This window comes from Ktedonosporobacter rubrisoli, assembly GCF_004208415.1.
In the GTDB taxonomy this organism is placed as follows: domain Bacteria; phylum Chloroflexota; class Ktedonobacteria; order Ktedonobacterales; family Ktedonobacteraceae; genus Ktedonosporobacter; species Ktedonosporobacter rubrisoli.
Genome location: NZ_CP035758.1, coordinates 11,210,290 through 11,222,987, shown reverse-complemented (window position 1 = coordinate 11,222,987; position 12,698 = coordinate 11,210,290). Strand labels below are relative to the sequence as shown.

The following is a 12,698-nucleotide window of genomic DNA, read 5'->3' as shown; positions in this document are numbered from 1 at the left end:
ATAGTTCGTTTCAAATTGTACACTTCCTATCACACCAATAGCAAGGGCATATCATTCCTCATCAGGCGGGAACGACGACCTGTAGCTGCTCTTTCGCCGTGCAGGCATATGTCGGTGTTCGGCCACGCAACTCACCATCCAGGGTGATATCCTGTGGATCTGTACTCGTTATAATCGTTACCCCGCGAGCCTGGAAGTGGTGCACTCCTGATATCCCGCTTACCAACTCGGCAGGATGAAGCACTCCATATTTGATATATTCGCCAGTTGGAGAAAGCTCAGAATCGACCTGCGGATTAAAAATACGTGCAATAGCTGCACTCAGTTCCTTGAGATCGATCTCCTCAATAATAATAATGTCAAGTAATTGATCATCTATAGCTGCTCCAGGAATTGAGAGCTGCCATGCGCCTCCAAATATAGGGGCATTAATTACTGCAACCTGCAAAGCATGGTACTTTACGGTGATAGGCCCATCGACAACGCCTGCAGCCGCTGGCTCAGAGGTCCCAGAGGGCCAGACCGCACCATCCATACGTAAGGAAACCTCAAGCGCCTGATAATTGCGCAACACCTCAAGTGCAGCTACTGGGTAAGTTAAACGCCCATAGCGCTGTCGGGTTGCAACGTTGGTAGCCAGGCGTGCAAATTGCACATTGAGGCCAGTAGTGAGTGTATGGGCAAAAAAGCCATGGTGCTGACGCGGAATCGAGGCAAGTGAACGTCCCCCGATTTGAGGATTAAGTCCATGAGGTGCTTGCTCTGCAGGCACGGCTTCACCGATATCAACAGCTACAAGCTTTCCATGCCCGATAAGCTCGGCAGCTTCCTGGATATTCAGGGGAATATTGAGCGAGCGCGCAATATCATTAGCAGTGCCTAGAGGCAGAATACCAAGGGGCAAATGGCTCCTGGCAATATGTGTAATCACGCCTCCTATCAGGCCATCACCACCGGCAGCAATAGCAATCTCACAGCCAGCATCACGCCAGTGCTGACCCTGAACAGGCAAACCATCAAGCTCGGTGATGGCCAATGTTTCAATGATTTCGATCCCCGCCTGGCGCACATAATCCAGCACCTGAGATAATTGAGAAGCTCTGCCTGCGTGAGGACTATGTATAACTATGGCCCTGTGTGGTTGAAATAAGTTAGTATGCATTTTTGCCTCTTTAATCCGTCTTTACTATAAATCAAGAGCATTATAACCTGAAAGATAGCGGGGAGACAATCTATATAAATATACGAATGTATAGTGCTGTCATCCGTGGCCTGATAATTGACACCATGCTAAAGCAAGAGGAGCTCCTATCCCTCACCCACAAGCGAGATGGCCTTTATCTGCCCTGCATAGTACAATAGAACGGAGGCCAGCATTCCACAAATTCTGGCTTGCGAGTGCGATAAAAGGAAATCAGTAAGCAGGAGAAGATCTTCTCAAGTAAGGAGCCATTCCATGACAGTCAGTCTGGTAATTGTTTCTCATAGCGAGCGCCTCGCCCATGGCGTGGCAGAGCTGGCCGGCCAGATGGCCCAGGGAGAAGTTACGATTGCTGTAGCCGGTGGAAGCGCAGATGGTTCCCTCGGAACCTCGATAGATAAGGTAATGGACGCATTACAGCAGGCAAATAGTCCGGATGGTACGCTCGTTCTGCTAGATCTGGGCAGCGCCGTAATGACCACAGAGATGGCCATAGAAGCGCTAGCCCCCGAACAAGCAGAACGCATTAAAATTAGCTCTGCTCCGCTTGTAGAAGGAGCTGTAATCGCAGCAGTAGAAGCTTCTACCGGCAGCAACCTTGACGAGGTTGCTCAGGCAGCAGAGGGCGCCGTAATGGTGCCCAAAGTACGGGATAAAGAGTCTGAATAGTCCACAAGATGGAGATCATAAGGGATGAGCAAGATTCATCGCTTTAAGAAATTAGAGCAAGGCGAACTACGCTGGCAAGACATACCAGTAAGCGCTTATGGACCCGATAATAGCAGGGCCAAAGAGGCGACGCGCCAAATTTTAGTTGGAAACGACGAGGGCGCTCCGCACTTTCATATGCGCTACTTTGCCGTGCAGCCTGGCGGCTATACCTCGCTCGATCAACATGCTCATGATCATGGGGTATATGTCCTCCATGGCCGCGCGCGTTTACGCCTTGAAGAGGAAGAGCACGAGGTAAGTACAGGAGATGTAATCTATATCTCAGGCAACGATGTTCATCAGTTCTTTACGTTAGGTGACGAGCCATTTGGCTTTATTTGCGTTGTTCCCGCAAAAAGGTAAATTATATGCGTGTCGTTGAATATCACTCTAATGACGATGTACGTATTGTCGATAAGCCAGTACCCCGCATTGGTCCTGGTGAATTGCTCGTGCAGTTACGGGCCTGTGGACTATGTGCTAGCGACGTGATGGAATGGTATATGCGTCCCCGGGCTCCACTTTATCCAGGACATGAGCCGGTTGGAGTTGTAGCGGAAGTTGGTGACGGCGTACAGCAATTTGCGGTAGGCCAACGCGTATTTCTTCACCATCACGTTCCCTGCATGGTTTGCCATTTCTGCCAGCGTGGATCATTTTCTCAGTGCTCCACGTTTCGCGCTACACGCCTTGATCCGGGCGGACTTGCCGAATATATTCGTGTTCCGGCCCCAAACGTGCAGCTTGATGTCCTCCCACTGCCTGATAGTTTATCTTTTGAAGAAGCTATTTTAATTGAACCGCTAGCTTGCTGTATCCGAGGCGTTGAGCGAGCAGCCATCCGCCCGGGAGATGTTGTGGTAATTTTAGGAGCCGGCAGCAATGGGCTAATGATTTCGCAACTGGTCAAGCAGCGTGGTGCACTCAGGGTTATTACAGTTGATCCAATTGCCTATCGTCGCCAGCGTACGCTGGAGGTGGGAGCCGATATCGCTCTTGACCCGCAGGCGGCACCGCTGTTAGCGCAAATCTGCGCGGCGAATAATGGGCAGAAACCCGATGTTGTCATCGTGACCCCTTCTAAAATTAGCGCTATGCAACAGGGCCTTGAGCTGGTTGGCCCGGGTGGGACTGTTCTCCTCTTTGCGCCCCCTCCGCCAACCGAAATATTGCCAGTTACGCCCAATCAGCTCTTCTTTCAGGAGATCACGCTGCGCACAAGCTATTCAGCAGGACCTTATGAGACTCGTCAGGCGCTAGAACTGCTACAGAGCAAGCGTATTCAGGCCGAAACGGTAATTACGCACAGCTTTGCGCTACAAGACGCCGCTCAAGCCTTCCACCTGGTAGCCAATCCAGGTAATGCACTAAAGGCAGTTATTATTGCTGAGTAAAAAAACGTATATCGGTACTCTCCCAGGCTCTAGTGAATTGCTGAGCCGCAGGATAGCTAGAAATATCCCTCGATCTTTTGCCATGGCAATTCAGGCAAAGGCTATCAAGAGAAGCTCGCAAGAATTAAGGGATACTTGTTCCAGGGAGAATACCGAGTTTTTAGTTCACTTTTTTCCTCTATTGCTGCTCAGTACTTGAGCGAAAAAATAATGCTTACTCGCTCCCTTATGTTGCCCTCAATCGATTAATAAACTCTTCTCTGAAGCCATGGATACAGTCTTTCTAGAAGTATCCGAGCAGCATCTTTTCTAGCTTCATTACTTTTGCTAATACTACGTTCCACCTATTTATGCTAAGTCAATGGAATTTTATAGAGATTTCTGCACATAGTACATTTGGGCTATATGCCAGAGTATATTTTTGTGATTCAAAATAGCTCATGCTATTATATGGCTGTTCCATATGAGTCAAACAGGGACCGCCAATCTCTATTGACCATAGGTGCCAGATGGAACATCAGTCAGACAAAAGCTCGTCAGTTTTTAAAGAAAAGAGGTTTCTTTGCAAGTTAATCAGTACGTCAGAAAGTTCTTACAACATGACAACAGGCCGCGTTTTCTTGGTAAAGCCGCCCTTGTCGTCCTTGGTTTGGTAGTCCTTGGTGCAGCGTTCCTCATAAATGGTCCAGTGCGACAAGCCCAGGCTCAAGAAGCCTGTGCGAAGGGAGACCAAACCTATAGTGTTGCAAGCGGTGACACGCTGGGAGGAATTGCATCACGTTATAGTACCAGTGCAGCAGCTTTGGCGAGCCACAATCACATCAATAATTCCAATCTTATCTATGCAGGCCAGAAAGTTTGCATCCCTGGTGGATCGGGAAATAATGCACAGGCCCGCGTATACAACGCACCCTTGAACGCTAATGCCTCTAGTGGGCAGATTATCTCTATGATTAATCAGGTCTTCGGACCTTACGGACCTGCGGCTGTCCGTGTTGCCATGTGCGAATCTACTTTGAATCCTGGCGCACGTAATTCCTTCTCTATTGGGGGCAGCAACGCTGCAGGAGTTTTCCAAATTCTTTATCCCAGTACCTGGGGTAGCACTTCGCAAGCTGGAAATTCGCCCTACGACGCCTGGGCCAATATCAATGCCGCTCACGAAATTTTTGTGCGGGATGGCTACAGTTGGAGAGAGTGGCAGTGCCAGCCATAGCATGTCATGCGGTCGAGCGCAATAGCTCTCCTCTTGATGTGCGTTAATTAGAGCCAATATCTACATATCTGAAACTGCAATTGCTTATGCAGTTTCCCCAAGGGTGCCACATCCCTGGTTTCAAATATTGAAACCAGGGATGTTTTTTATCGCTAGCAGGCAACTTAGAAGCTGAAAAACAGATCAAGGAAAATAAGAAGGAGGGCAAAAGGCAACTATTATGGATTGAAGCCAAAAGACGGGCTTATCCGTGTTACCAGCAGGATATATGAGGGATGATTTACAATAAGGAGGTTGATATATATGCATTTAACTATCGAAAATTTATTAGTATGGCTTCTCATTTCCTTGATTGTCGGTGTCTTAGGCGAGTTGATTGCGCGTAGAAGAGCGCCAGACGGAATTATTGGTGCTACGATTATCGGGTTTATCGCTATCTTCCTTATCGTTGGTCTCTTAGGCATCCATATTGCCGGCGATCCCCAAATCGCCGGGGTCCCGCTGATTAGCTCTATTATTGTAGCTGCCATCCTTACGGCTCTATGGAGTGCTTTTGCCTACCATCGCGTTTATCGGCCATACTATGAACGCCATTACTATCGGCGTGGTGGCTATGTCCGTCGTCCCCGCCGCCGCCTTTTCTGGTAGACAACCTTCTCTCAAAGTGGGGGTAGCGCGCAACCCTATCCCCACTTTTTGTTATATATCGCACTTTGCACGCACATAAATGTTAAAAACTTCATGCTGGACAGCAAAGTTTACTTCCCATTTTATATAAACAGCTCCTGCCCCATGCATTGATAAAATTATTGCTCTATCTCCTTCACAGTAGCTATCTGCATCAGCGATCTCAATAAACGGTGGAATATGGACTCTTTCTGGCTTCTCCTCAGGTATATGCTCTCACTTGAAAACACTGCCCAATTTTGCCGTTTTTACCCTTCACGAGAAGAATAGCCTTTTGTAAGAAGCTGTAGAAAGTTTAATGCCTTCTGTTGGATCGGAGAAGTTGATGAGTAGCATAGCACGCTCCCAGATACACCATTCCCAATTATCCCTTGGAGTCCTTACAGATCATGAATTGCTAATGGGAGCCATGCACCAGGGCCGAGGCGTGCAAGATCTCCATCTGCTCCCTCCAGAAGCGGGAACAACGGATGGCTTGCTTGCGTATCTATGGCAGCAAGGGCTCAGCTCTGTGTGGGTCTTGCCTGCCAGCAACTTTTCGCAAGACTGCACTTGTGCCAGTTTAGAGCAGGTGGGCTCACGCTGGCTCTCTCTAGTACGTCCCGCTACGACAGATCCACAACGCCCGGCCAGCGCCCTCTTCTGGCCCAGAGACTTGGGAAATAAGCATCCCCGCCGCCATCTTACGCTGACCTTTCCTGCCTATACTGGCTGGGACTGGTCTCTTCCCAACGCGACAACCCTACTAGCAACTATCGTTTATCTAGACCAGGTGCTTGCCCACCAGATCACCGAGACGCCTGAGCAGCTGGCCTCCCAACTTCTCGCAGAACTGCGCAAGGACCAGCAGGGCTGGTCGTCTCATTCCTTTTCTCAGGAGGCCTCGTCTGCAACTGAAGAAAAGTCTGCAGCATACATACAGCCAGAGGTTGCCGCTTTGTCCTGGATGCGTCCCTTGACCCTGGTCGAACAACGTCAGCGCTACTTGCACAAGTATGCTCATGCCTCACGGCTCCTGCAGGCCTGCCTCGACGTTCGGTTAGGAATCGGAGAGCAACAGTCATCTCCTCAGGGGCGCGAGGCCGATGGAATACATCCGGGAATCTGGCACGTCCAACTGGAACGCGCCGGCTCTCTCTTCGATGGGAAACTCCTTCCCGGCTGTCTGGAGCAGGCCTGGATTAGCACACCCTTGTTCGCTTGCTGTCAACAGATAGGTTACCATGTCCGGGTTCTGGAAGGTATTTTCTGGCCGCAGTCTCATACCCAGCTCAAGCCCTGGGCTAACAATTTATGGCAGGCTATGACGCTTCTCTACACTCAACCGCGGCGCTATCGTCACCTCCAGGCGCGGATCAATGCAGCGCGGAGCATCAGACAAATTGCTGAGTTAAGCATATCTTTACTGACGCATTCACAATCTCGGCTCGCCTGGGAAGCCCAGATTCGTGGTCGACAACAGGCTTTACTCTTCACGCAGCTAGCTCAGCTCGTCAAGCTGGGATTAATGCCCGTGCTTGTCAAGGATGATGCTCTCTGGACCGTTTCTGATGATCCCAGTCCTTTTACAGCTGCTGGCAATCTTCTTTCTTCTGCTCCCTGGAGCGGCTTCATTCCCGGCTACCGGGTTCCATTACCACTTTCACGCGAGGTACAGGACGCGTTAAGTAGTCCTGCTTCGGCCAGCGAAGTGGCACAGATGCTTGACACTCTGGCAGAACCGTCTTTCTCCTCTCGTTGAGCGAGAATAAACTGTGCTTATTGCCTCCAATTCCAGGCCATAGAAGCAGGAAAGCTTACAGACTTGACCGTAGGATAAGCTGTTGATCTATCACTTCCTTTTATAGCCTATTGAGGAGAAGAAACTGCGGCAAACTACAGTAGTGTCAAAATAGCCCGGTAGTTTAGGCCCAAAAAGGTTAGCAGAAAACAGGCAAATATCTGGGCTCTCAACTGTTTTCTGCTAAAAGCGTACAGCGCTTATAGAAAGATGACTTCTACTTTGGCACAGTTGTACGCATCAAATAGACACTATAGGGACCATAAAGCGACATGGTGAAAAAGATGTCAGGCCCATTGTTCCAAAGCGGTGTTATGTAGGGTGCATAAAGCTGTGGATATTGCTGACCGGTGACAATAACCATCTCCTGGCTCCAGGGACCGGTAAGATTATCAGCAGTGCGCATCACAACTCTGTATCGTGGATCATTTAAATACATCATTATCCACTTCTTATAATAAGAATTCCAGCGCACTGAAAGCTCGCCTACTGGCGCTGGAACAATTGTTGTGGCGGCCGCCGGATTATTGGCTTGCCAGGATTTTCCATCCCAATATTGATATGAGCCCATATCAAGTATTGCCTGCGCGCGCACGCGGGCCAGCTGAACTCCTCCATATCTCCCACCCGGGATACCAAAGAAGTAGAGATAACTCCCATCCTCTAAAATAGCCACCTGGCCAAAATTGCTGTCTGCGGGCCATGTCACTTTCATGTCCTTTGTCCAATTCTGACCATCATCATCGGAATAAGCCAACCCCGAATAGTTTAGTGTCCAATGTCCTGGCTGGCCCCAGGTTCGAACAGACATATAGTGCAAAAACATGCTATTGGCGACAGATACGCCATACGTAGGGATAACGGTATTTTCATCACCGGGTATTTTCTTGGAGGAAAGCAATTCTTTGGCATGCCCGGGCTTATCAGTAATCATCCCGCTAAAGGTAAGCCCTTTCCAGGGTGAAAGTGGCCGTTCTATCCAGGCCATGGTATTACTTCTCCAATCGCTATGAGGCTTGGAGAAGAAGGGATCGGCAGCGGGAGGACCGAAGCTATCTCCGAACACCATGTACATCTTGTTGCGATGCATAAACATGTGGCCCAGATCAGCACCATAGAGCCCCCATAGACTATCGGTCCGATTGATTGAACCCGCCCCAACCTCTCTAGCAATTTGCGAAGTAGCGTCACTGCTTGCAATTGCCTGGCTGACCTTGGCGATGGGGCGCGTTTGGGAATTGGCACGTGCCTGTATAGGTCCCGAAAGCACCACCAGTCCTGAACTGAGAGCTGTAGCTGCCACAGCCATAGCCGTTCCTCTTGTTAGTAAATGTCGCCTTGTTACTCTGCTCTCAACATTGGAGATAACCTGCTGGTCTACCTTCTTGTCTTCTAGCATTTATCTGGCTTCCTTTCTACAAGTGTTATCTACGACACAAACTTCTCGCGTGGGCTTTACTCATCGCTCCTGGCCGCTCTTTCTTCAACAAGAAGATTGTCTGTCCCCCTTTTCTCTTTTCTCCATGGGAGGTTAAGCAGCTCACTGCCTCAAGGCCAATTATGAAAATGTTTTCCTACCTTATGTTCACTATCCTTGATTAGATATGAAAACAATTTCATATCTCTGCAGCCTATTGTTCCTGCTATTTCCCTCTAAAATGGAGTATAGAACCATGTTGACATCTCTGTCAATAGGAGCTAATAAATCTTAAATGCGTGAATTCCCGCCAGAAAGCTGATATTTATGAAAACATTTTTAGCAAAAATTACTCTCTCCAAAAACAAGAATGGAAACGTTTACAATTTTTGGAGCTCACTTCAGCAAGTATAGAGCCGCATCTATGGGTGTCGGTTGCATCAACGACACAACTTGCTATAATAGAGAGCGTATGTCCTCGGAAAATCTAAAGCTATGTACAGAAACAATTGCTATGCAGACGACAGATATTTTCACTGTCATTTATCAGGATCACTATTTACTTGTGGTCAACAAGCCGGCCGGATTGGTAATCCACCCGACTTATAAGCACGCTGATGGTACCATGTGGGATGCCTTGCTGGTCTATCTGGAACAGCAAGGAGGAGATGACTGGCAACCACCCGCCCTGCCTGATGAGCCAGATTGGAAACTGGCCCCACCACATATACGCGAGATGTTGAGGGAAAGGCGGCAAGAAAAGCAATGGAAAGAAGATGGCTTGCTACCACGTCCCTGCTTGCTACATCGCCTGGATAAAGATACCTCTGGAGTCGTTGCTCTGGCGCGTACAGAGCGTGCACGCCACCACGTAGCAAGGCAGTTCCATACCCATACCATCATCAAGCGCTACCTTGCTGTAGTGCAACAGGGAGCTCCCTCCTGGGCCAAACCGCACCAAAGCTTCACCGTGTCTCGACTCAAGGATGACGGAACGCTATCTCTGTTAGCGGCAGATAACTTACACCTTTCTGCACAGACAGAATTTGTCCTGGACGGCCCCTTATGGCGTGACCCTGTGGATCGCCGGCGCTGTATCATTGATCCCACTGGCCAACAAGCCACAACGATATTTCGCGTGCTGGCAACTAAAGATGATTTTGCCTTGCTTGAAGTACGTCCGCTTACTGGCAGGACCCACCAGATTCGTGCCCATCTTGCAGCCGCAGGCTATGCTATTGTGGGAGATAAAGTATACGCACCAGAGCCAGTTCCAGAAACGCCAGCTGCCAGCCTTACGCGCCAATTTCTCCATGCCCATAGCCTGGAATTGCAACGTTATCCAGACAATAAATCTTGCAGATTCGTAGCGCCTCTGGCAGATGACCTGGCTATATGGTTGGAGCGTTATATTCCTGAACCGAAACCTCTCTGAAAGGGAAAGAAAGATGCAAACACAGCCTTATCCTACAGATACGGGTCCGCTGGCCACGCTTAACGATATCGAGAAGAAAAAACGCCTTGATGCCCTGGTAAAGATCTGGCAAAGCGACACAGTTCGTCTGCTTGAGCGCGAGGGGCAAGAAACGTTTATCAAGGCTGTGGGATTGGATGAATATCGCTATTCCGTCTCGTTACGCTTCCCCGAATGGAAACGCGATGCTGTCGTTGGCCAGGTAGTGGCCCTGCGCCAAACCCAAGACGAGACGCCCCTGCTCTTTACCGTATGGAGGCAAGAACCACTGCTAAAGACACTGCCAGACTGGAAACTGCAGCTTCCCAACGAGACAATCTTCAATATCGCTGTACGTATCACGCCTGGCGGTTTGGGCGAAGGCAGCAAATGGGCCACAGTAATGCCAAAGGAGTTGATCCCGCGCTATAGACCTGGCTGGCCAACGCAGAAGGAATGGGTCGCATGGACGCGCGCCTTTGACTGGCTCTCGGTTGCCGTGGGTTTCATACGCGCCATGCTCGATTCCTTAGAAAAGTAATTCCTGGCAAGAGTAGTATCCCGCTTCGGCGGGATCGCTAGAGTGCCGCAAGTATTTCACGGAGCAGAGCAGCCAAACCGGCAACTTCCTCTACGGTGATATCCGCCTGTTTGAGAACATTGGAAGGAGTATCTGCGTGTTTGACAGCGATAGAACAAGCGGCAATTCCTTCTTTGCGCAGGCTAGCTACTTCTTTGATCGCATCAAGGTCAGTAAGGTCATCCCCGGCAAAGATCACTCCTTGCAAATCTTTACGCTGCACGAAGCGGCGCAACGCCTTGCCTTTATCGATTGCAACTTCGCGTGGAGCTCTTACCTCTACCATCATCTTCCCTTCTTCCAGGCGCATATTGAGCTGACGCGCTGGCTCTGTCAGCAACTGCGATACACGCTGCAGAGCCTCCTGCGGATCAGGACTGAGGCGAAAATGGATAGCTCCTCCAACTTGCTTGCGCTCTATGCGCAGGCCGGGAATATCGGTCAATTTTTGCTCAACAAGATCGAGCAGCTGCTTCCCCGGTTCAGCGTAGCGCAAGGCTTCCGGCACGAGTTGTATTTGTGAGGAGCTGGGCAGGCCATCACTCCACTCAAGGCCATGAGTACCAATATAGGTAAGGCCCTCTACGTTTACCATAGCCGCACCACTTTGCACGGTCCTCCCGGTAATAATGCCAACCTTTACCCCTTGACAATCACGCGCCCGCTGCAACAACTCAGCCATACCGGGATAGAGGCGAGCCTCCTCTGGCGTTGGGGCAATGGGACTGATGGTACCATCAATATCAAATACAAGGCCAAGCGGCCGCTGTTGAAGGATGCGTTGTAGATCAGGTGTCAACATGAATGATTTTCTCCGGAAGATCGTATGTTCATCTTGCCAATCGAGATAGCCAGGCAAGCAGATCCGGACAGGCTTCTCTCTCTCAATGAGCAAGGAGGCGGTTTTTGCCCATCCGGAATCAGTATACCATATGCTTCCGTGCCGAAGATGGCCAGGTAGGGCATACAGGAAACCTGGGAGAGTTTCCTGTATGTTTGGGATTATACTATTCGCCTGTTCCCGAAGAAGGGCTCGCCGCGACCTTCGGTCGTCTGAAACGGCCGAACAGACGTGTGCGGAACTTGACAACAAGCCAGACGATCACGCAGATCGGAATGATATAGATGCTGAAGGCAAGCAACCAGACCAGGAAGGTCAGCAGGCCCTGGCCAAAGCTTACTGAGGCCACCCAGGCATCATGGAAGACCTGATTCAGGTTCCAGGGCAGATTCGTTGGATAAGGCACCGCGCCTAGCGGTTGGAGATAGACAGTCACAGTATAGAAGGAAACCTGGTTAGAAAGCGTTTTGGCGCGTGATTCGTATGAATCGATCTGTCCCTGCACATCTGTCAGTTTTTGCTCGATGGAGATAATATCACCCAAGGCCTGAGCATGGCTGAGCAGCTCAAGCAGACGAGTTTGCTCCGCGTGTAAGGTTTTGAGCCGCGACTGCGTATCTACATAATCGTCGGTGATATCCTGAACACTTTCATTGAAGCCCAACAATCGCCCCTGGTACTTTGAAGCATAATCTCTCAGGTAACTATAGGTCTGCGTATAAAACTTGGATTCTACAGAAAAAGAAATCGATATAGTATACTGGTTGTCGTCAAATGGCTCATAAGCTGTATTCACAGTGGTTGCGAGAGGATCGGTTGAACTGATCCACTGGCGAATATCATCTGCAGCTTTCTGAGTATCCTTGACAGCTAAATTCACTCTTAGCGTTTTAATCAAGTATTGTTGGCCATTAAGATTTGCAGCTTTCTTTGCCGCCGGCGCTGCTGCGTTGTTAGCCTGACTAGCCTGGGAGGATGAGGCGTTACCGGCAAAGGATTCTGTCCTGGCACTGTGCGGACTATAAGAATCTGAAGAACCACCGGCCGTCTGGCTAGCAGTGCCAGAGCCGCAGCCGACAAGCAAGACCATAAGCAGTGCTATCATGCTCGCCGACCAGAACAACCTTTTTTTTGTCACTTTAGAGATGCGCGGCATAAACTTTGCTCCTTTGATAAGGATGTGTGGGCAAGCTGCCCGGATGACATCATTAAGTTTAGGTATTGAGAGATGGTCCGTTTTAAGAAATACATGCAGGTATCTATCTACAGCGATATCGTGCTAGCCCTGCTATTTAAGTGACGTTAGATAGATCCGAATAGTTCCCACTCCAGGCTCTGAAGGTACATGTCCTGGCTTTAGATTGATCGCTGAGAGAAATAGCAGAAGACGACCCTGGCTGGCCATATGGTCCAAGCAC

The 12,698-nt window shown here is 49.6% G+C and carries 12 protein-coding genes; 8 read left to right on the top strand and 4 right to left on the bottom strand.

Translation table 11 applies throughout. The features are described from left to right. Positions 1 to 61: 61 nt before the first annotated feature. Positions 62 to 1,162 (bottom strand): diacylglycerol/lipid kinase family protein, encoded by a 1,101-nt coding sequence (locus tag EPA93_RS47580; protein ID WP_129894287.1) that lies wholly within the window; start codon positions 1,160 to 1,162, stop codon positions 62 to 64. A 294-nt stretch (positions 1,163 to 1,456) separates the two neighbouring features. On the opposite strand from EPA93_RS47580, the gene dhaM reads away from it, so the two are divergent. The 6 genes from dhaM to EPA93_RS47550 all read left to right on the top strand — a co-directional run bounded on the left by dhaM (position 1,457) and on the right by EPA93_RS47550 (position 6,950). After that, on the top strand, positions 1,457 to 1,870 hold the full coding sequence (gene dhaM / locus EPA93_RS47575) for a dihydroxyacetone kinase phosphoryl donor subunit DhaM (protein ID WP_129894286.1): 414 nt from the start codon (positions 1,457 to 1,459) through the stop codon (positions 1,868 to 1,870). Positions 1,871 to 1,894: 24 nt separating this feature from the next. Continuing rightward, positions 1,895 to 2,275: a cupin domain-containing protein gene (locus EPA93_RS47570; RefSeq protein WP_129894285.1), complete on the top strand. Its 381-nt coding sequence runs from the start codon at positions 1,895 to 1,897 to the stop codon at positions 2,273 to 2,275. A gap of 5 nt (positions 2,276 to 2,280) precedes the next feature. Next, positions 2,281 to 3,306, top strand: a complete 1,026-nt coding sequence (locus EPA93_RS47565) for an alcohol dehydrogenase catalytic domain-containing protein (RefSeq protein WP_129894284.1) — start codon at positions 2,281 to 2,283, stop codon at positions 3,304 to 3,306. Positions 3,307 to 3,868: 562 nt separating this feature from the next. Further along, positions 3,869 to 4,522, top strand: coding sequence for a LysM peptidoglycan-binding domain-containing protein (locus tag EPA93_RS49445; protein ID WP_207229389.1), 654 nt, complete (start codon positions 3,869 to 3,871; stop codon positions 4,520 to 4,522). A gap of 303 nt (positions 4,523 to 4,825) precedes the next feature. Continuing rightward, positions 4,826 to 5,170, top strand: coding sequence for a GlsB/YeaQ/YmgE family stress response membrane protein (locus tag EPA93_RS47555; RefSeq protein WP_129894283.1), 345 nt, complete (start codon positions 4,826 to 4,828; stop codon positions 5,168 to 5,170). A gap of 364 nt (positions 5,171 to 5,534) precedes the next feature. Beyond that, on the top strand, positions 5,535 to 6,950 hold the full coding sequence (locus EPA93_RS47550) for a hypothetical protein (RefSeq protein WP_129894282.1): 1,416 nt from the start codon (positions 5,535 to 5,537) through the stop codon (positions 6,948 to 6,950). 256 nt (positions 6,951 to 7,206) lie between these two features. Here the strand turns inward: EPA93_RS47550 and EPA93_RS47545 are convergent, their stop codons facing one another. Further along, positions 7,207 to 8,388, bottom strand: coding sequence for a DUF4185 domain-containing protein (locus EPA93_RS47545; protein ID WP_129894281.1), 1,182 nt, complete (start codon positions 8,386 to 8,388; stop codon positions 7,207 to 7,209). Positions 8,389 to 8,920: 532 nt separating this feature from the next. Here EPA93_RS47545 and EPA93_RS47540 point away from each other — a divergent pair. Both EPA93_RS47540 and EPA93_RS47535 read left to right on the top strand, forming a co-directional pair. Beyond that, positions 8,921 to 9,841 carry an RluA family pseudouridine synthase gene (locus tag EPA93_RS47540; RefSeq protein ID WP_165423878.1) on the top strand — a complete coding sequence of 307 codons (921 nt, stop codon included), beginning with the start codon at positions 8,921 to 8,923 and terminating at the stop codon, positions 9,839 to 9,841. Positions 9,842 to 9,854: 13 nt separating this feature from the next. Further along, the gene (locus EPA93_RS47535; RefSeq protein ID WP_129894279.1) at positions 9,855 to 10,400 is read left to right on the top strand and encodes a hypothetical protein; all 546 of its coding nucleotides are present in this window, start codon (positions 9,855 to 9,857) and stop codon (positions 10,398 to 10,400) included. Between the two features lie 37 nt (positions 10,401 to 10,437). Here EPA93_RS47535 and otsB read toward each other — a convergent pair whose 3' ends face one another. Continuing rightward, positions 10,438 to 11,241 (bottom strand): trehalose-phosphatase, encoded by an 804-nt coding sequence (gene otsB / locus EPA93_RS47530; RefSeq protein ID WP_129894278.1) that lies wholly within the window; start codon positions 11,239 to 11,241, stop codon positions 10,438 to 10,440. Between the two features lie 205 nt (positions 11,242 to 11,446). Next, positions 11,447 to 12,436 carry a DUF4349 domain-containing protein gene (locus tag EPA93_RS47525; RefSeq protein ID WP_129894277.1) on the bottom strand — a complete coding sequence of 330 codons (990 nt, stop codon included), beginning with the start codon at positions 12,434 to 12,436 and terminating at the stop codon, positions 11,447 to 11,449. Positions 12,437 to 12,698 lie beyond the last annotated feature (262 nt).

Excerpts from the sequence above, each read along its gene's own strand:
- EPA93_RS47580 (WP_129894287.1), bottom strand. The coding sequence starts at position 1,162 with ATGCATACTAACTTATTTCAACCACACAGGGCCATAGTTATACATAGT.
- dhaM (WP_129894286.1), top strand. The coding sequence starts at position 1,457 with ATGACAGTCAGTCTGGTAATTGTTTCTCATAGCGAGCGCCTCGCCCAT.
- EPA93_RS47570 (WP_129894285.1), top strand. The coding sequence starts at position 1,895 with ATGAGCAAGATTCATCGCTTTAAGAAATTAGAGCAAGGCGAACTACGC.
- EPA93_RS47565 (WP_129894284.1), top strand. The coding sequence starts at position 2,281 with ATGCGTGTCGTTGAATATCACTCTAATGACGATGTACGTATTGTCGAT.
- EPA93_RS47555 (WP_129894283.1), top strand. The coding sequence starts at position 4,826 with ATGCATTTAACTATCGAAAATTTATTAGTATGGCTTCTCATTTCCTTG.
- EPA93_RS47550 (WP_129894282.1), top strand. The coding sequence starts at position 5,535 with ATGAGTAGCATAGCACGCTCCCAGATACACCATTCCCAATTATCCCTT.
- EPA93_RS47545 (WP_129894281.1), bottom strand. The coding sequence starts at position 8,388 with ATGCTAGAAGACAAGAAGGTAGACCAGCAGGTTATCTCCAATGTTGAG.
- EPA93_RS47540 (WP_165423878.1), top strand. The coding sequence starts at position 8,921 with ATGCAGACGACAGATATTTTCACTGTCATTTATCAGGATCACTATTTA.
- EPA93_RS47535 (WP_129894279.1), top strand. The coding sequence starts at position 9,855 with ATGCAAACACAGCCTTATCCTACAGATACGGGTCCGCTGGCCACGCTT.
- otsB (WP_129894278.1), bottom strand. The coding sequence starts at position 11,241 with ATGTTGACACCTGATCTACAACGCATCCTTCAACAGCGGCCGCTTGGC.
- EPA93_RS47525 (WP_129894277.1), bottom strand. The coding sequence starts at position 12,436 with ATGCCGCGCATCTCTAAAGTGACAAAAAAAAGGTTGTTCTGGTCGGCG.